At 71.5% G+C, this 18,096-nt stretch carries 16 protein-coding genes; 9 read left to right on the top strand and 7 right to left on the bottom strand.

Annotated features, from left to right (window positions below):
- Window positions 1–20 precede the first annotated feature (20 nt).
- From ACSQ14_RS15715 to ACSQ14_RS15700, 4 genes are read left to right on the top strand one after another with little or no spacing between them, the layout of a single operon-like run.
- Window positions 21–794 carry an SRPBCC family protein gene (locus ACSQ14_RS15715; protein WP_436014401.1) on the top strand — a complete coding sequence of 258 codons (774 nt, stop codon included), beginning with the start codon at window positions 21–23 and terminating at the stop codon, window positions 792–794.
- A complete protein-coding gene (locus ACSQ14_RS15710) occupies window positions 791–1,660 on the top strand; it encodes an FAD binding domain-containing protein (RefSeq protein ID WP_436014399.1) in 870 nt (289 codons plus the stop codon). Before ACSQ14_RS15715 ends, ACSQ14_RS15710 begins: the two co-directional genes overlap by 4 nt.
- Window positions 1,657–2,148 carry a (2Fe-2S)-binding protein gene (locus ACSQ14_RS15705; RefSeq protein WP_436014397.1) on the top strand — a complete coding sequence of 164 codons (492 nt, stop codon included), beginning with the start codon at window positions 1,657–1,659 and terminating at the stop codon, window positions 2,146–2,148. The genes ACSQ14_RS15710 and ACSQ14_RS15705 overlap by 4 nt, the downstream gene beginning before the upstream one ends.
- Window positions 2,145–4,904 carry a xanthine dehydrogenase family protein molybdopterin-binding subunit gene (locus tag ACSQ14_RS15700; protein WP_436014395.1) on the top strand — a complete coding sequence of 920 codons (2,760 nt, stop codon included), beginning with the start codon at window positions 2,145–2,147 and terminating at the stop codon, window positions 4,902–4,904. The genes ACSQ14_RS15705 and ACSQ14_RS15700 overlap by 4 nt, the downstream gene beginning before the upstream one ends.
- Window positions 4,905–5,032: 128 nt before the next feature.
- On the opposite strand, the gene ACSQ14_RS15695 is transcribed toward ACSQ14_RS15700, so the two are convergent.
- Both ACSQ14_RS15695 and ACSQ14_RS15690 read right to left on the bottom strand, forming a co-directional pair.
- Window positions 5,033–5,428 carry a helix-turn-helix domain-containing protein gene (locus ACSQ14_RS15695; RefSeq protein ID WP_436014393.1) on the bottom strand — a complete coding sequence of 132 codons (396 nt, stop codon included), beginning with the start codon at window positions 5,426–5,428 and terminating at the stop codon, window positions 5,033–5,035.
- 78 nt (window positions 5,429–5,506) lie between these two features.
- Window positions 5,507–5,827, bottom strand: coding sequence for a hypothetical protein (locus tag ACSQ14_RS15690; RefSeq protein WP_436014391.1), 321 nt, complete (start codon window positions 5,825–5,827; stop codon window positions 5,507–5,509).
- A 256-nt stretch (window positions 5,828–6,083) separates the two neighbouring features.
- On the opposite strand from ACSQ14_RS15690, the gene ACSQ14_RS15685 reads away from it, so the two are divergent.
- From ACSQ14_RS15685 to ACSQ14_RS15675, 3 genes are all read left to right on the top strand, one after another.
- Window positions 6,084–6,542: a response regulator transcription factor gene (locus tag ACSQ14_RS15685; RefSeq protein WP_436014389.1), complete on the top strand. Its 459-nt coding sequence runs from the start codon at window positions 6,084–6,086 to the stop codon at window positions 6,540–6,542.
- Between the two features lie 136 nt (window positions 6,543–6,678).
- Window positions 6,679–7,698, top strand: coding sequence for a zinc-dependent alcohol dehydrogenase (locus tag ACSQ14_RS15680; RefSeq protein WP_436014387.1), 1,020 nt, complete (start codon window positions 6,679–6,681; stop codon window positions 7,696–7,698).
- A gap of 249 nt (window positions 7,699–7,947) precedes the next feature.
- A complete protein-coding gene (locus ACSQ14_RS15675; RefSeq protein ID WP_436014385.1) occupies window positions 7,948–8,604 on the top strand; it encodes a PepSY domain-containing protein in 657 nt (218 codons plus the stop codon).
- A 118-nt stretch (window positions 8,605–8,722) separates the two neighbouring features.
- Here ACSQ14_RS15675 and ACSQ14_RS15670 read toward each other — a convergent pair whose 3' ends face one another.
- Together ACSQ14_RS15670 and ACSQ14_RS15665 are read right to left on the bottom strand one after the other, a co-directional pair.
- Window positions 8,723–10,360: an isovaleryl-CoA dehydrogenase gene (locus ACSQ14_RS15670; protein WP_436014383.1), complete on the bottom strand. Its 1,638-nt coding sequence runs from the start codon at window positions 10,358–10,360 to the stop codon at window positions 8,723–8,725.
- Window positions 10,361–10,428: 68 nt separating this feature from the next.
- The gene (locus ACSQ14_RS15665) at window positions 10,429–11,274 is read right to left on the bottom strand and encodes a hypothetical protein (RefSeq protein WP_436014381.1); all 846 of its coding nucleotides are present in this window, start codon (window positions 11,272–11,274) and stop codon (window positions 10,429–10,431) included.
- A gap of 245 nt (window positions 11,275–11,519) precedes the next feature.
- Here ACSQ14_RS15665 and ACSQ14_RS15660 point away from each other — a divergent pair, with 245 nt between their 5' ends.
- On the top strand, window positions 11,520–12,353 hold the full coding sequence (locus ACSQ14_RS15660; RefSeq protein ID WP_436014379.1) for a hypothetical protein: 834 nt from the start codon (window positions 11,520–11,522) through the stop codon (window positions 12,351–12,353).
- Here ACSQ14_RS15660 and ACSQ14_RS15655 read toward each other — a convergent pair.
- Entirely contained in the window at window positions 12,350–12,838 is a 489-nt protein-coding gene (locus ACSQ14_RS15655) for a hypothetical protein (RefSeq protein WP_436014377.1), read from the bottom strand. The genes ACSQ14_RS15660 and ACSQ14_RS15655 overlap by 4 nt on opposite strands.
- Window positions 12,839–13,063: 225 nt before the next feature.
- A complete protein-coding gene (locus tag ACSQ14_RS15650) occupies window positions 13,064–13,858 on the bottom strand; it encodes a DUF2092 domain-containing protein (protein ID WP_436014375.1) in 795 nt (264 codons plus the stop codon).
- A gap of 229 nt (window positions 13,859–14,087) precedes the next feature.
- On the opposite strand from ACSQ14_RS15650, the gene ACSQ14_RS15645 reads away from it, so the two are divergent.
- Window positions 14,088–15,053 carry a tetratricopeptide repeat protein gene (locus ACSQ14_RS15645; protein WP_436014373.1) on the top strand — a complete coding sequence of 322 codons (966 nt, stop codon included), beginning with the start codon at window positions 14,088–14,090 and terminating at the stop codon, window positions 15,051–15,053.
- A gap of 10 nt (window positions 15,054–15,063) precedes the next feature.
- On the opposite strand, the gene ACSQ14_RS15640 is transcribed toward ACSQ14_RS15645, so the two are convergent.
- Entirely contained in the window at window positions 15,064–18,051 is a 2,988-nt protein-coding gene (locus ACSQ14_RS15640) for an HAD-IA family hydrolase (RefSeq protein ID WP_436014371.1), read from the bottom strand.
- Between the last annotated feature and the right edge of the window lie 45 nt (window positions 18,052–18,096).

The raw sequence follows: 18,096 nt of genomic DNA, 5'->3' as shown, positions 1-18,096 counted from the left end.
AGTGGGGGGACGTTCGCATCATGAACATGAGCGGAGAACAGCGGATCGCGGCGCCGCGTCAGCGGGTCTGGGAAGCGCTCAACGATCCGGCCGTGCTGAAGCGCTGCATCCCCGGCTGCCAGTCCCTCGAGAAAGAAGCCGACGACCGGCTGAAGGCGACCGTCGAGGTCAAGATCGGCCCGATCGGGGCCCGCTTCAACGGCGCGGTGACGCTGACCGACCTCAATCCGCCGAATGGCTACACCATCGTCGGCGAGGGCCAGGGCGGCACCGTCGGCTTCGCCAAGGGCGGCGCCAAGGTGCGGCTGGCCGACGACGGCGCCGGCGGCACGCTGTTGAGCTACGACGTCGACGCCCAGGTCGGCGGCCGGCTGGCCCAACTCGGCGGCCCGATCATCGACGCCACCGCCAAGCAGCTGGCGGGCAAGTTCTTCGACCAGTTCGGCCAGGTCGTCGGCGCGCCGGCGGCCGCCGCCGAGCCCGCGCCCTCGGCCGGCGCGCGTCCCGCCGTCGAGCCGGCCCGGCTGCCGAGCGCGGCGGCGGCGCCCGCCGCGCGCCCGGCCGGCGGGGTTCCGATCGCCTGGGTGCTGGCGCTCGTGGTCGCCGGCCTGGTCGGCTACCTGCTCGGCGACGCCCAGGGCGGCGGCGGGTCCGACTGGATGGGCCTGGCGACCGGCCTCTTGCTGGTGGTGGTCGCCGCGGCGGCCTTCGAATTCGGCCGGCGCACGGCCGCCCCCGTGGTGATGCTCGACCCGGCGCTGCTGAAGCGGCTGGTCGAGGAGGCGAAACAATGAAGCCGGCGCCGTTCGACTACCTCGCCCCGGAGACCGTCGAGGAGGCCTGCTCGGTGCTGACCGAGGCGGGCGGCGGAGCCACCGTCATCGCCGGCGGCCAGACGCTGATGCCGCTCCTGGCGCTGCGGATGAGCCAGCCGTTCATCCTGCTCGACATCAACCGGATCGCCGCGCTGCAGGGCGTCAGCCGGGCTGACGGGGCGACCCGGGTCGGGCCGATCACCCGGCAGAACGCGGTGCTCGCCGACCCGACGCTGGCCAAGGCGCTGCCGGTGCTGGTCACCGCCATGCGCCACGTCGGCCACCACCAGACCCGCAACCGCGGCACCATTGGCGGCTCGGTCGCGCTCGGCGAGCCGGCGGCCGAGATGCCGGCCACCGCCGTGGCGCTGGGCGCCTCGGTCGAGGTCCGCTCGACCCGCGGCGTGCGCCGCATCGCCGCCGACCAGCTCTATCTTGGGCCCTATATGACCACGCTCGAGCCCGACGAGCTGATCACCGCGATCGACTATCCAGACTGGCCCGCCCATACGGTCACCGTCTTCCGCGAGGTCGCCCGGCGGCCCGGCGACTTCGCCCTGGTCGGCCTGACCGGCGCGGTCGTGGTCGAGAACGGCAAGATCGCCCGGGCCGGGCTGGCCTGGTTCGGCATGGGACCGACGCCGATCAAGGCGCGCCAGGCCGAGCAGGCGCTGATCGGCCAGCCGCTGGAGAGCCTGGACGCGCGCGCGATCGCCGAACTGGCGGTCGCCGACACCGCGCCGTTCGACGACCACCACGCCACCGCAGATTACCGCCGCACCGTTGGCGGTCGGATCTTCACGCGGACCCTGAGCGAAGCGCTGAACCTGAGGCAGGCGGCATGAGCGAACACAAGATCGAGGTCGTCATCAACGGCCGCAAACACCAGGCCACCGTCGAGGGCCGCCGCACGCTCGGCGACTTCCTGCGCATGGACATCGGCTACACCGGCGTCCATCTCGGCTGCGAGCATGGCGTCTGCGGCGCCTGCACCGTCATCGTCGACGGCGTGGCGGTGCGCTCCTGCCTGATGCTGGCCGCGCAGGTCGACGGCTCGGAGATCACCACCGTCGAGGGCTTGGCCGCCGCCGACGGCACACTGCACCCGGTGCAGCAGGCGCTGCGCGACAACCACGGCCTGCAGTGCGGCTTCTGCACGCCCGGCGTGGTCATGACGCTGGCGGCGCTGACCGCCGACGAGGCCAAGCCGACGAGCCAGGACCTCGAGGCCGCCATGTCCGGCCACATCTGCCGCTGCACCGGCTACCAGGGCATCCGTCGGGCGATCCGCCAGCTGACCGGCGAGACGACGGGCGCGGGAGACCACGCGTGACCATTCAAGCTCAGCGCTACATCGGCCAGCGCATGCCGCGGAAGGAGGACCCGCGCCTCCTCACCGGCAAGGGCACCTACGTCGACGACGTGGTGCTGCCAGGCATGCTGCATGCGGCCTTCGTGCGCAGCCCGATGGCCCGGGGCCGCATCAAGGCGATCGACGCCTCCGCCGCGCGCGACCTGCCCGGCGTGCACGCGGTGCTGACCGCCGAGGATCTGGCCGTCACGCCGGTCACCATGCACAGCTTCTTCATGGTGCCGACCGAAGTCGCCGCCACGCCGCTGGCGACCGACCGCGTCGCCTACGCGGGCCATCCGGTGGCCTTGGTGATCGCCGACAACCGCTACCTGGCCGAGGACGCCGCCGGCCTGGTGCTGGTCGACTACGAGGAAGAGGATCCGGTCGTCAGCATCGCCGACGCCCGGACCGGGCCGCTGGTGCATGCGGACACCGAATCCAACATCGCCGCCCAGATGGGCGACGAGGAGGGCGACGAGGACCTCGAAGGCCTGCTGACCGGCGCGCCGCACCTGATCAGCCACACCATCACCCACCAGCGCATTTCCCAGTCGCCGATGGAGACGCGCGGCGTGGTGGCCTCAATGCAGGGCGAAGAAGAGCTCCTGCTCCACATCACCTGCCAGAGCCCGACCGCGGTGGCGCGCTATGTGAAGCTTGCGCTCGGCATGCCGAACTTCGACGTCCGCGTCATCGCGAAGGACGTCGGCGGGGCCTTCGGTTTCAAGAACCACCCATGGCTGGAAGAGATGGCGGTGATCGCCGCCGCGCTGCGCCTGGGCCGTCCCTTGAAGTGGATCGAGGACCGGCTGGAGAATCTGACCGCCTCGAACCAGGCGCGTGAGCAGGAAATGACCCTGCGCGCCGCCTTCGACGCCGAGGGCCGGCTGATCGCCTCGCACGGCGACTACAGCTGCAACAACGGCGCCTTCCCGCAGGGCGCGGACGCCAACGTCGCGGTGCACATGTTCATGTGGGCGGCCTACAAGATGCCGGCCTACGGCTTCCTGACCCGCGGCTGGTACACCAACACCCAGGGGCTGGCCGCCTACCGCGGGCCCTGGGCGATCGAGAGCCTGGCGCGCGAGACCTTGCTGGACAAGGCCGCCCGCCAGATCGGCGTCGACCCCATTGAGCTGCGCCGGCGCAACCTCGTCACCAAGGCCGACCAGCCGACCGCCACCTCCTTGGGCATCCCACTGGCGGACATCAGCCCGGCGGAGTGCCTGGAGGCCCTCCTGCAGGCCATCGACGTGCCGGCCTTCCGCGCCGAGCAGGCGGAGGCGCGCAAGCAAGGGCGCTATCTGGGCCTCGGCATCGCCGCCTACATCGAGCCGACCGGCACGGCGGGCAGCATGCCGGTGATGACCGGCGAGCCGGCGCAGATCCGTGTCGAGCCCACCGGCAAGGTGAGCGCGACCATGAGCTCCTTCAGCCAGGGCCACGGCACCCAGACGACGATCGCCCAGGTGATCGCCGAACAGCTCGGCGTGCCTTACGAGGACGTCACCGTCTACGAGGGCGACTCCTCGCGCAGCGGCTTCAGCCCCGGCGCAGCGGGCAGCCGGCAGGGCGTGCTGGCCGGCGGCGCGGCCATGAAGGCGGCCAAGGTGCTCTCCGAGAAGGTGCGTCGCGTCGCCGGCCACCTGCTCAACGCCAATCCGGATGACGTGCGCATCGAGGACGGGATGATCCACGTCGCAGGCGCCCCGGAGATGTCCCGATCCTTGCGCGAAATCGCGGAGATCGCCTATGGCGAGCCGGCGCGCCTGCCGCCGGGCGTGGACACCGGCCTCGAGGCCCAGGTCCGCTACGACCCGCCGCCGATGACCTTCACCAGCGCGGCGCACGCCTGCTTCGTCGAGGTCGATCCCGAGACCGGCTTCGTGAAGATCAGGCGCTGGATCTCCAGCGAGGACTGCGGGGTGATGATCAACCCGGCGGTGGTCGAGGGCCAGGTGGCCGGCGGCCTCGCCCAGGCGATCGGCACGGTGCTGCTCGAGGAGGCCGGCTACGACTCGCGCGGCAACCCGATCGCAGCGACCTACAAGGACTATTTGCTGCCGAGCATCTCCGACATTCCGGACTTCGAGTACCTGCACGCGGCGGCGACGCCGGCAGATAACGAGGTCGGGGTGCGCGGCGTCGGCGAAGGCGGCGCCATCGTCGGCCCGCCGACCCTGGTCAACGCCATCGCCGATGCGCTCAGCCCGTTCGGCGAGGTGCCGGTCGATCTGCCGCTGACGCCGGCCAAGCTGCTCGACGTGATCGACGGCAAGCCGCCCGCAGCGAAGCCGCTCAGCCGCTTCGCGTCGCATGCGGCCGCCGAGCCGGGACCGGCGACGGTTCAGGGCGACGTGGCTGACGTGCCGCCCGGCGCCGCCGCCTTCCCTGGCGGGCCCATGGCGGCGATCAAGGAAGCGGAAGCCGCCGCGACGGGCGGCGGGATCGACGGCGCCTGGAAGATGGTGCTGGCGTCGCCGGCGGGGCCGCAGGAGATGACCGGCCACTTCGAAACCGCCGGCGGCGTGCTCAACGGCCGGCTCGACAGCGACCAGGGCTCGCAGGCCTTCGCGGGCGTGGTCGAAGGCAACCGGCTGAAATGGGAGATGAAGGTCACCAAGCCGATGCCGCTAACCCTGAAGTACGACCTGGAGATCACCGGCGACCGCTTGGCCGGCAAGGTGAAGATGGGCGTCTTCGGCACCTCGAAGCTCAGCGGGGAGCGCCTCTAGGCGCGTCCGGACCAGCAGATTCTTCGGTGATCCCGCGCGCTGCGCCGGTATCACCGAACGGATCGGCGGCGGCGGAAGGCTGTCAGCGGATGGTCGAGGTCGCCGTCGACCGGCGCTGGACCTGAGGCTCAGGCCGACTCTTTTGGCAGGCTCGACAGCAGGTCGACCAGCAGGCGCCGCGAGTCCGACGACATCGCCTCGTAGCGCTTCAGCAGGTCGACCGCGCCGGGAAGGGTCATCAGCTTGAGGAACTCGAAGTCGGCCGCCGCGATCTGCGGCTGGTCGAGCGCGCTGGTCAGGTCGGTGACCCGGCATTCGAGCGCGCGCGCGATCTGCACCAGGCGCGAGAAGGAGACGCGGTTGGCGCCGTTCTCGTACTTCTGCACCTGTTGGAAGGAGATCCCGCAGGCGCTCGCCAGCTGTTCCTGGGTGAGGCTCAGCGAGCGGCGACGCAGACGGATGGCGTTACCGAGCGCACGGTCAAGGTCGTCTGCCGCCCGGGCGTCTGAAGGTGCCTTGGACATGACCCTGCTGTGAACGCATTAGTTGCGCTAGGCAAGTCTCACAGGGCGCCTTGGATGTCGGAAAGTCGACGTTGTGGCTCAGCTTGGGGTGGACCCGCTGTCGAGGTTGCTGTCTTCCAGAACGAGGGCGGCGACGCAGAGGATTTCGCGCAGCACCATTTCTGGCGGTTTCAGCTGGGCGTAGACCTTGGTGCGGGCCAGCAGGCGATGCACCAACTCGGCCTGCAAGTCGCTGGGCGCGAGCTCGACAAGCTGGCGCTCGAGCTCTTCCCAACTGAACGCCAGGCAGCGCTCGGCGTCGGCCATCGGCCGCCAGCGGCCCTCGAACCGTTCGACGTCGGCCCGCAGCGCCAGTGCGCGCGCCACCAGCGGATTTTGCGGCTGCGGGTTCTGATCCATCACGCCCTCCGTGCTGACCGATCCGTACGGCGCCGCGGCGCGCCTGTCTGTCCTGATCGGATATGTCGTCACGAAATGTGGACAGCCGTCGGTGACGAAATCGGGACCGGCGGCTGTGGCCGCACGCCGCACCTTGGCGTGTGGCGGGCAGGTCGCGCTTTCGTCCTACAGCCAAGTTGTGGCATCTAGAGAACAGCCTGCGTTCGCTGAGTGCGTTCGGCGACGCGGGCTCGGGACGGGGGCCTTTCGAGACGTCATGCTGCCGGCGGCCGACGCGCGACATACGAAGCTGACGATGCTGACCCCGCAGGAGCGCGAATGCCTCCGGCTGGTCGCTCAGCAGCGCTCGTCGAAGGAGATCGCCCAGGCGCTCGGCATCTCCAAGGCCTCGGTCGACACCTACTGCAACCGCGCCCGCGCCAAGCTCGGGGTGGCCAGCCGCCGCGAGGCGGCGCAGCTGGTGCTGGAAGGCTCGCCCGCCGTCACCGCCCCCGCGTTCCCGCCGCCGCTGACCGCCGCCGCCGGACCGGCGGTGGTGACCCTGCTGCCGCCGGTATCGAGTCTGGGCCCGGCCGCCCGGCTGACGGTCATCCTTGGCGGCGCCGTGGCGCTGGCGCTGGCGTTCGGCATGCTGCTCAGCGGGCTGCAAGGGTTGAGCGACGTGATCGAGGCCCTGCGCGGCGATCGGGCCGCCGCCGCATCGCCCTCGCGCTGAAGCGCGTCGCACGGGCAACGCCCGGGCTGCAGCCGGAATTCCACCTCAAGGACGGCGGGTCGAAGGCCCTGGACGCCGACTAGGGCGCGGGGCAGGTTCTCCCTGCGGGCGGCGACAGACCGCCGGGAGGAGACCCATGCGCGCGGCTGTGTTCCACGGGCCAGGCCGGATCACCATCGAGTCGTTCCCCGACCCGGAGCCGGCGCCGGATGGTCTGGTGGTGAAGGTCGGCCGCTGCGGCGTCTGCGGCGGCGACGTTTCGATGACCTCCGGCAGCCCCTTCGACTATCCGCTCGGCCAGCACATCGGCCACGAGTGCGCCGGCGAAGTGGTCGCGATCGGCCGCGAGGTCTCCGGGTTCCGCGTCGGCGACCGGGTGGCGTGCATGCCGGCCTCCGGCTGCGGCGTCTGCGAGATCTGCCGGGACGGGCGGCCGATCCTGTGCTCCGCGGTGCGGTCGCACGGCGGCGGCTTCGGCGACTACATGACGCCGCTGGCGCGCGGCGTGACGCGGCTGCCCGACAGCCTCAGCCTGGCGGACGGGGCGTTGGTCGAGCCGATCGCCTGCGGGCTGCACGCCCTGCGCCAGGTCGGGATGCGCGGCGGCGAGCGGGTGCTGGTGCTGGGCGCTGGCGCGATGGCGATGGCCATTGTCTTCTGGGCCCGCCAGCTGGGCGCCGGCGCGATCGTCGTGGCCTCGCGCTCGGCCCGGCGCGCGGAGATCGCGCTCGCGATGGGCGCGGACGCGGTGCACGGTTTCGACGACGAGGATCCCGCCGCGCTCGGCCGGGCGCTGGGCGGGCCGCCGGACATCGTCGCCGAGTGCGTCGGCAAGCCGGGTCTGCTGAACCTGGCGATCGGCCACGCGCGGATCGGCGGGACGGTCATCTCGATGGGGATGTGCGCGCACAACGAGCCGGTGATCCCGGCGGGCTGCACGTTCAAGGAGGTGCGGCTGTTCTTCCCGCTGGCCTATTCGCCGGAGGAATTCGCCGAGACCGCGCGCGCGTTCGACGCCGCACGGCTGAACCCGGAGTTCATGGTCGGCGAGGTGATCGGGTTGGAGGACCTACCTGCGACCCTCGAAGCGCTGCGCGGCGGCAAGCCGTCGTTGAAGATCCAGGTCGATCCCAGCCTGCCGACGTCGCTCGGGTGATCGGCCGCCCGCGGGAGCGGATAGCATAGGATAGATTTGGCGCCGCCCCTGGCAGGCGTCACCATGAAGCCGCCAAGTCCCGTGAGCGAATTCGGCGGGGGCTGCAGGTCTCGGCGACGCCTACTGCCGTCCATGAATTCAGGGTTTCGCCCGATTCCATTGAACTCGTGACGGGCGCATCTCACCGCGCCTTGAGGTCCTTCGTCCCGTGACGCCGCCGGCAGGCCCTTCCTGCGGTCGGAGGGCGCGATGGCCGAGCTGTCAGGCGCATCCCGCCGGATCGCCAATCAGGAGGTAGAGATGTCGCAGGCAAGGTTGATCGGAGCGCTTCTGCTCACCACCGTCGCCGCTGGCGGGCTGGTCGTTGCGGGCCATGGGACGCCGGCGCTCGCCGAACAGGCCGAGCTGATCCGGGTCGCGGCGCCGAAGCAGGTGACCAACACCACGCTCACCCAGGCCATCGCCGCGGCCGAGCAGGCGAGCGGCGGGAAGGTGGTGGAGATCCGCTATCGCGTCGATGGAACCAGCCCGGGTTTTGATGCGGTGGCCGCCAAGGGCGGCGCCTTCAGTCACCTGCGGGTCGCCATGCCCTCCAACAAGGTGACGCCGATCAGCCAGAGCGCCATCCCCTGGCGCGCCAACTGGACGCTGAAGGCCGACGCCAAGGACCTCGCCAAGGCCAAGATCTCCCTGTCGGACGCCGTCATGCAGGCCGAGAAGATGGCCGGCGGCCCGGCGTCGGCGGCAGGCGTCGCCGCGCCGTTGACGGGCGACAATGCGGTGCTCGCCTACAACGTGAAGCTCTACCGGGGCAACGAGCAGCGCCGGCTGGTGATCGATGCGGTCTCCGGCGCGCCGATCGAAAATCCGACGGCGTTCGAGGACTGGGCGCCCGACGAAGACTAGAGCCCTTCCCACTCGCGATGGATCACGCGAGTGGATGAGAAGGGCTCTCACGCCAAGACGACGACCCTGTTTATCCCGCCTGACTTGCCTCAAGTCAGGCGGGACAGGGTCTAGGCGTTCAGGCCGGGGTCGCGCGCTCGACGATCGCCGCCAGGTCCAGGCCTGGGGGCAGGGCGCCGAACGCGCGGCCGGAGCCGCCGGCCAGCCGGCTGGCGCAGAAGCCGTCGGCGACCGCGGCCGGCGCGAAGCGGACCAGCAGCGCGGCCTGGACGGCGAGCGTCATCCGTTCGCAAAGCCGGCGTGCGTCGGCCTCCTCGATCGGGCGGCCCAGCGCCTCCAGTGTGTCGACGATGTGCCGGTCGAGCCGCCGGTCGCCGCCCTTCGCCGGCGCCAGCTCCGCGGCCAGCGCCTCGGCCGACTCGGCTGAGCGGCCGAGCGCGCGCAGGGCGTCGAGCGCCATCAGGTTGCCGGTGCCTTCCCACAGCGAATTGAGCGGCGCCTGGCGGTAGAGCCGCGCCATCGGCCCTTCCTCGACGTAGCCGTTGCCGCCCAGCACCTCGAGCGCCTCGGCGATCATCGGCGGCGTCCGCTTGCACACCCAATATTTCGCCGCCGGCGTCAGCAGGCGGCGCAGCGCCGCCTCGCGCGGGTGGTCGCCGCGGTCGAAGGCGCGGGCCAGCCGCAGCGCCAGGACGGTGGCGGCCTCCGTCTCCAGCGCCAGGTCGGCCAGCACGTTGGCCATCAGCGGCTGATCGACCAGTCGCCGCTGGAAGGCGGTGCGCTGGCGGGCGTGATGCGTCGCCTGGGCCAGCGCCTGGCGCATCAGGCCGGCGCTGGCGACGACGCAGTCGAGGCGGGTGTAGGTCGCGGTCTCGAGGATCGTCGCCACCCCGCGGCCCTCCGCGCCGACCAGCCAGGCCCAGGCGCCTTCGAACTCCACCTCGCTGGAGGCGTTGGCGCGGTCGCCGAGCTTGTCCTTCAGCCGCTGCAGCCGCAGCGCGTTGAGCGCGCCGTCCGGCGTCCAGCGCGGCAGGAAGAAGCACGACAGGCCGCCCGGCGCCTGGGCCAGCACCAGGAAGGCGTCGCACATCGGCGCCGAGAAGAACCACTTGTGGCCGATCAGCCGGTAGGTCCCGGGCTCGCCGGCGACCGGCTCGGCCCGGGTGGTGTTGGCCCGCACGTCCGAGCCGCCCTGCTTCTCGGTCATGCCCATGCCCATCAAGGCGCCGCTCTTGCCGGCGGCGGGCGCGAAGCGCGGGTCGTAACGGCGCGAATAGAGTCGGGGCAGCCACTCGTTGGCGAGCGCCGGCGCGCGCGCCACTACCGGGGCGGCGCCATAGGTCATCGCCAGCGGGCACTGCACGCCGGCTTCCACCTGGCCCAGCATGTAGAAGGCAGCGGCACGGGCGACGTGCGCGCCGGGCTCCGGCTCGGCCCAGGGGCCGGTGTGCAGGCCTTCGGCGACGCCCAGCGCCAGCAGTCGATGCCAGGCCGGATGGAATTCCACCTCGTCGCGCCGGCGGCCGAACCGGTCGAAGGTGCGCAGCGTCGGCGGATGGCGCTCGGCCTGGATCCCGGCGGCGATCACATCGGCCGAGCCGAGCGTGCGGCCGAGCGTGCTCAGGCTCGCGCTCGCCGCCTCGGCGCCCTCGCGGGCGGCGGCTTCGGCCAGTGCGCGATCCGTAGCGAACAGGTCGTAGTCGACCAGCGGCGTCGGCTGGTTCTCGATCTCGTGGGTTCGGAAATGCGCGTCCATGCCGGCCTCCGCCGCGGCCCTCGGTAGCTCAACGGCTGAACCGCGCGGAGGGGGCTGCGTCCCGGGCGCTAGTGGAACCCGAGGCGCAGGAAGATCGTCGGGCCGCTGAAGTTGTAGTCGAGGTCGCCCTGGTAGTTCTTCTTGTCGATCTCGAGATCGTAGGCGACGTAGCGCCAGCCCGCGCCGACCTGGATCATGTTCGTCGCCCGGTAGGCGACGTTCGCCTCGATGTTGGTGATGCCGCCGCCGTAGTCGCCGACGGTGACCGAGAGATAGTCGACCCGGCCGTTGACGACGAACTTCGACGTCGGCTGGTAGACGCCGAACACGCCGATCGTCGGCTGCGGCGCCAGGAAGCTCTTGCGACGCGTGTCGGTCTGCAGGGCCTGCGCGCCGACCCGGACGTCGCCACGCAGGCGCAGCTCGAAGTCGGTGGCGTGCAGGCCGATGCCGGCGCCGACCTCATAGGTGTCGTTCTTCAGGAAGAGGTAGCCGATGGTCAGCCGGTAGATGTCCGAACTCATCTTGCTGTCGATGGTCGTGGACGCGGCGAAGGTGTCCCCGTCGAACACCAGGTCGCGGTCCGCCGCGCGCGAGCCGTTGCGGTCGAGGCGGTAATATTCGCCGGTGACGATGAAGCGGTCGGCGAACCGCGCGCCGAGCCGCACGGCCGGCAGGGTCTCGTGCTTGTTCATCCCGAGATCGTTCTCGAGGTCGATGTCCGTGCCGGGCGCGCCGGTTCGGGAGATGGTGGCGTCGGTGTCGATGCTCGGGAAGTAGCCCTGCAACTCGATCCAGTACTTGTCGTCGAGCGCCTGGGCGCGCGCGCCTGACGCCAGCCCTGCGGCCAGCAGCGCCGCCGCGGAAACGCTCAGTGCGCGCGCCAAGGCGCTCTTGGTGCGGTATGTCCCCATCGCTCAGCCCTCCAAACTCGGCCAAGCTTCTCCAGTACGGCCTGAGAGCGCCATCAGGTATTACCCTGAGCAAGTCGAGCGAGCGGCGCGCGCTCGGCCGCGTGCTTTTGCGTACCCCGGGCGGCTGAGGCCCGTGGCCTCCGGCAAACGCCTGATGGAGCGGCGCGGCGAAGTGAACCAGCCTGACCTGGGCGAGGACCGGCGTCGTCGCCTGTCTCCGCCCGGCAAGCTGGGAGGCTGGCGCCATGAGGTCTTCGTGGGTGGACGTGATGGACGCCGCGCCGGCGCTCATCACCGGCCTGCTGCTGTTCGGCCTGATGCTGGCGGCGGCGCTGCTCGGCAGGCGCCTGCGCCGCGGTCACAGTCTGCGCTTCGGCGACGACGGCGAGGCCAAGGGGCAGGAGGAGATCATCCTCTCCGCCGTGCTCGGGCTGCTGGCGTTGTTGATGGGCTTCACCTTCTCGCTGGCGGTGGATCGCTTCGAGACGCGGCGGGCGCTGGTGGTCGAGGAGGCCAACGCCATCGGCACGGCCTATCTGCGCGCCCAATTCCTCGAGGAGCCGCACCGCACGCGCATGAGCCGGCTGCTGCTGCGCTACACCGACAACCGGCTCGCGCTGGCCAAGGCCGGGCCGGAGCGGGCGATGGAGCTGCTGCCGGTCAACAACGCCCTGCTGCACGATATCTGGACGGCGGCCAAGGCCTCGTTCCCGTCGATCCGGGACTATGACTTCTCGAGCGCCTATGTGGAGGCGCTGAACACCTTCATCGAGATCGGCACCTCGCGCAAAGAGGCCCGGCTGGTGCGCGTGCCGCCGGAAGTGTTCCTGGTGCTGTTCGTCTACATGATCACCACTGCGGGGGTGGTCGGCTATGTGCTCAAGGGGCCGCGCAGCCATATGGTCGCGGTGTTCCTGCTGCTGCTGATGACGCTCTCGCTGATGCTGATCGTCGACATAGATCGTCCGGCGACCGGCGGGGTCCGTGAGGGCCAGGGGCCGATGGAGGACCTCCGCCGGGCGATGATCGCGTGGCAGCCGGCGACCTTCGACCCGCCGCCGGCGCCCCCCGGCGGCTAGCCGCCGGGTTCCGGCACGGTCACATAGACCACCGTGTCGCCCTCGTAGCGCGGCTCGTAATAGGCTCCGCCGCAGTTGTAGTAGGAGTAGCCGCCGTAGGGGTAGGGCGCGCAGCTCGGCGGCAGCGAGTACATCATCGATCCGATGGCCGCGCCGGTCACGGCCGCGGCCGTGCCGATCGCCAGGCCGGCGCCGACCGGATAGTCGTTCCAGCCGCCCCAGCCGCCGTCGTTGTCGATGTTGATGTTGTTGCCGGCGTTGATGTTGCCGGTGTTGGTCCGGTTGCCGCCGCGGTTGACGTCGCTCCGATTGTAGCTGCCCCCGGTTCGGTTGTAGCCGCCAGCCGGTCGGTTGGCCGCGGCTGCGCCGCCGGCGGCGGTGCGGTTGTAGCCGCCAGCTGGTCGGTTCGCAGCGGCCGCGCCGCCGCCCGCCGGCCGCTGATAGCTGGCTGCACGGGCCTGACCGCCGCCCGAGGGGCGGCTCATGCTGGTGGAGCCGCTCGCGCGGACGCTGCCGCCGCGAGAGGCGCCGCCAGCGTGCATCCGCCGCCGCCGCGCGCGCCGCCGCCGCCGCCCGCGCGCGCTCCGCCGCCGCCGCCGCCGCGGCCGCCGCGGGCGAAGGCCGGTTCAGCCAGCGCCGTGCCGAGCGCGAGGAGCGCCGCAATGAAGGCGACGCGGGATGTTGTCTGATGCAACATCATATCCTCCTGATTACTTCGCCAGCTCCGACAGACGGATCTGCTTGGCGTCCTTGCCGGGCTGGAAGGTGAAGTCCGTCGCCGCGAACGTCGGGTTCACGTTCCAAGTGAGACGAGCGGTGTAGGTGGGGTGGGCCGGATCCGTGCGGTCGACGATCACCACCTTCTTCGGCAGCGGCCGGTCGCCCTGCTGGATCCAGATCTCCCAGTCGATGTCCTTCTGGCGGAACGCGTAGTGGTCGGTGAGCACGCCGTCGATCGTGGCGGCGCCGACGGGGAAGCCGGCGACCAGGTCCTGCGCTGGATTCTCGGTCGGGTCGTTCCAGCGGAACAGGTCCTCCAGCGGCAGCTGGATGCCGAACTTGTCGTCGATCTCGTCGAGCGTCGCGCGAATGGTCGGCGGCGCCGCGGCGGTCGCGTAGTAGCCGACCTGCGGGCCGTACACGGTGAACTGGCGGCCGTCGTAGTAGAAGCGCCGCTTCTTCTGATCCGAGTTCACGTCGATGACGAAGGCGTTCGGCTTCTTGATCTTGTAGTTGACGACGCTGTCGATCTGCACGCGCTGGCCCTGGTCGGTGACCACGTCGAGGCTGGTGTTGGACATCAGTCCGACCGCCGGCAGGGTTGCGAGGTAGGCGCTCATGCGCTTCAGCGCCGCCAGGGCCTCGGGATCGACGCCCTGGCCGGGGGCCATGGCGATCGCCGGCGGCGCCTGGGCTGCGGGGAGCGACGCGGGCTGCGAGAAGCCGGGCGACGTCGAGACGAGGCAGAGGCTCAGGCAAACGCCGGCAACGGGCAAAATTCGCATTGGTTCGGCCTCTCTGCCTGCTCGGCGACGGGCTTGAAAACTACCACCGGGCCCATGCCGAACCTATGCGACGAAACCCTGAGAAGCTGTGGCGTGCGCCCCCAGGAACCCGCGGCGGTTGCATGGGTGGGGCGGGAAGTTTCCGGCGTTCCCCTCATGGTTCCACCCGGTAGGTGGCGGACCGGGCGGGCTGTAGCCTCGCCAATCCTCTTTGGCGGTCTGAAGCACCATGAGCGAGCGGGCTGCGGCGAGCCCCGGGCGGCTGTTGAGCGCGGCGCTGGCGATCCTGGCGATCAGCGTCGCGGCCTGGGCGCAGGATTGGCCGGGCAAGCCGGCGATCACGCCGGACCTGCAGGCGGCGATGGCGCAGGCCGACGCCGGCTCCCCCGCCGACCTGCTGCGCTTGGCGGACGCCGGGCGTCCAGACGCGCAGTTCTACGCCGCGACCATGCTGATGTTCGGCCGCGGCTCGGTCGCCAAGGACCCGGTGCGGGGCTGCGCCTATGCGGAGAAGGCGGCCGCTAGCCGGCCCGACGCCTCGCATCTGGCGGGCGAGTGCTACCGGCAGGGCGTCGGCGGCCGGCCGGACCCGGCGAAAGCCAAGGCGGCGTTCGAGCGGGCCGCCCAGATGGGCTTCGCGCCGTCGAAATGCGCCCTGGGCGAGCTGCTGCTCGCCGAGCCCGGCCAGGGGCCGCGCGGGCTGGCGCTCTGCAAGGAGGCCTCGGCGGCCGGCGACGTCGACGCGACGGTGGCGGTGGCCGACGCCTACTTCGAAGGGCGCGGCGTGCGGGCCGACCACGCTGAGGCGCGCAAGTGGTATGAGAAGGCCGCGCCGTCGAACCCGCAGGCCGCCCGGCGGCTGGGCGAGATGTACGCCCAGGGCGACGGCGGCAAGCGCGACACGAAGAAGGCGCTGAAGCTCTGGCAGGACGCCGAGAAGGCCGGCGACCCGCTCTCGGCGATCCTGGTTGCCGACCAGCTGTTCTCGCAGCTGACCGGCGGCAAGAAGCCCGGTCCGGGCACCTACGCCTTCAAGGGCGGCATCCCGGTGGCCGACATCGAGGTGGTCGAGCAATGGTACCGCGAGGCGCAAGCCCATGATCCGCGGCCCGACGTGCAGAAGCGCGCGAAGGACGCCTTGGCGGTCCTGGCGAGCTTCAAGACCGCCGCCAAAGAGGTCCCGTCGAAGCGCTAGCGACGCGTAGTCACTGCAGCGCCATGTCCAGGGCGGCGCCCCGGCCCAGGGTACGGCTGGCGCCGCCGACGCGGATGTCCAGCGGCTCGCCCTCCAGCAGCGTCGCGTGGACCCCGCCGGCGTCGATGCGCACCGCCACCGAGCGGCCCTTCCAGCAGGTGCGGAAGGATAGGCTGCGCCAGGTCGGCGGCAGCTTCGGATCGAGCGTCAGGGTGTCGCCGCTCAGGTCCAGGCCGCCGAAGCCGAGCACCACCGCCTGCCAGATCCCGCCGAGGCCGGCGATGCGTATGCCGCCGGCGGCGGCCGGTTCGGGGTCGAAGGCGGAAATGCGGTGCAGGTAGCGCAGCGCCAGTTCGGCGTCGCCGAGACGCGCGGCGACCAGCGCATGCATCGCCGGGCTGAGCGAACTGCCGTGCGCGCAGCGCGGCTCGTAGTGGCGGAAGTTGGTCTCGGCCGTCTGGTCGGGAAACGCCTCCGGCAGCAGGGCGACGAGCGCCACCACGTCGGCCTGCTTCACCACCTGCGAGGCCTGGGTCCGCGCGTGGCCGATCACGACGTCGATCGGCAGCGTGCGGTCGGCGTAGGCGGCGAGGTCGAGCGGCTCCAGCGCATGATAGCCGGCGAACTGTTCGTAGAGGCCGGTGGCCGGATCGAAGCCGGTGACGATGCGGTCGACCGCGTCGCCCCAGTCGGCCAGTTCGTCGTCGCCGAGCGCCAGCTGCGCGCGCAGCGCCGCGGCGCGCTCCGGCCAGCGGGCCTGCAACGCCTCGACGGTGTCCAGTCCACGGGCGATGTTCCAGCGCCCCATGACGTTGGTGAAGGCGTTGTCGTCGATGTCCTCGTGGTATTCGTCCGGCCCAATGACGTGGCGGATGTGCCGCCGTCCGTCCGCCTCCGGGACGGCTCGCGAGGCCCAGAACCGGGCGGTCTCCAGCAGGATCTCCGCGCCGGCCGACAGAAAGAAGGCGTCGTCCTCGGTGGCGCGCCAGTAGCGCCAGACCGCATGGGCGATGTCGGCGCTGACGTGCTGCTCGATGGTTCCGCAGAGGACGTCGACGAAGGCGCCGGTGGGCGAGATCACCTGCGCCGGCGTGGTCTCCTCGCCGGTGTCGGCGGATTCCCAGGCGTAGAGCGCGCCCTTCCAGCCAAGCCGTGCGGCCTTGGCGCGCGCCGCCGGCAGGGTGCGGTGGCGGTACATCAGCATCGCCCGCGCCGCCTCCGGCCAGACGGCGGTGTAGAACGGCAGCAGATAGATCTCGGTGTCCCAGAAGACGTGCCCGAAATAGGCGTCGCCGGAGAGGGCGCGGGCGCCGACCGAGACGCTTTCGTCCTCGGGATTGGCGGCGCTGGTCAGGTGGTAGGCGGCGAAGCGGACCACCCGCTGCACGTCGTCGTCGCCCTCGATGACCACGTCGCTCGCGCTCCAGCGCTGGTCCCAGGCCGCCTCGTGCGCGGCCAGCACGCCATCCCAGCCGAGCGCCTGATTGCGCGCCAGCGCGGCGGTGGCCCGCCCGGCGACGTCGTCCTCGGGCGCGTCCTGCCGCGCGACCGCGACCTGACGGTCGAACTCCACCATCTGGCCGGCGACCGAACGCCAGCGCCAGACCCAGCGCAGCGGGAACGGACGTTCAGGCTCGAGCGGCGCGCCGCCGACCCGCAGAGCGGCGGCTCCGGCCATCGCCAGACCCCGCGCCGAGCCTTCGGTGCGCCAGGCCCCGAGGTCGGGCTCCAGTCGCACCGGCTCCATGCCCAGGTCGGCGAAGGCGAAGGTCGCCTCCAGCTGAACCTCGACCCCGTCGCGATCCAGCGAGAACTGCATCAGCTGAAGGCCCGCCGCGCGGTCCGCCTGCGACAGCAGCCGCAGTTCGCGCCCGGTTCCGGTGACGCCGGCCGGACTGCGATGCGTCCAGCCGGACAGCAGCACGCCGCGGCGCATGTCGAGCTGGCGCGCGCTGCGCAGCACGTCGCCCTCGCGCGCCAGCACCACCTTGCCGTCGAGGCAGATGCGCACGCGCGACCAGTCGGCGATTGGCACCAGGGCGGGCACCGGCGGCTCGACATTAGGGGTGTCGAACAGGCCGGCGACGTAGCAGCGCGGCCAGGACGCCCAGCGCAGGTAGCCGAGCCAGCTGAGCCAGGTCGGCCCGCGGCTCACCGAGCGCGCCGCGCGCATGCCTAGGAAGCCATTGGCGAGTGCGAAGCGGGACTCGACGGCGCTTTCGGTCAGCACGCTGTAGCCGCGATGGCTCAGCACCCAGCCGCGGCGGCTGGGCTCGAACGCTTCGTGCATCATGGGGCGCTCCTCGGCGGCGCGCGCGCGCAGCGAACCGGCGGCCAGGGCGACGACGTCGACCTGGTCCAGGTCGGTGACGACGAGGTCGGCGCCGGCGTCGCGCAGCAGCTCCTCGTCGCCGAGGCGGGCGACGCCGATCGACGCCATGCCGCCGGCGCGCGCCGCCTGCACCCCGGCCGGGGCGTCTTCAACCACCACGCACTGCGCGGGCGGCGCGCCCAGCGCTTCGGCGGCGAGCAGGAAGAGCGCGGGATCGGGCTTGCCGCGCGGCACCTCGCGGCCGTTGAGGTCGGCGTCGAAGATCGACAGCAGGGTGCGGCCGTCGGGCAGCGGCAGCCGGCGCAGCATGGCGGGGGCGTTTTTCGAGGAGGAGGCGAGCGCCAGCCGCACGCCGGCGGCATGCAGCGCGGCGGCGAAGCGGACGGCGTCGGGGAAGGACTCGAACGCGCCGTCGGTGATCAGCCGCTCGATCAGCGCCTGCTTGGCGGCGGCGTAGGCCGGCGCGCGGGCGGCGGCGTCGGGCGCGCCGAGGCCCTCCAGCGCGGCGCGGGCCCCATCCATCCGTGGCCGGCCGGCGACGTGCGCCTGGTAGAATTCGGTGGTGAAGCCGCTCGGGTCGGCGAACCCAGCTAGCGCTTCGCGCCAGGCGCGCTCGTGCGGCGAGGCGACCAGGACGCCGTCGACGTCGAAGATGGCTGCCTGCATCGTCCGGCCCTCGATCGAGGCGCCCCACGGCGGGCGTTATAGGCG

It is taken from the genome of Phenylobacterium sp. LjRoot219, assembly GCF_964252995.1.
Classification (GTDB): domain Bacteria; phylum Pseudomonadota; class Alphaproteobacteria; order Caulobacterales; family Caulobacteraceae; genus Phenylobacterium.
Note: the sequence above shows the minus strand (reverse complement) of the source record. Positions and strands in the feature narration are given on the sequence as shown.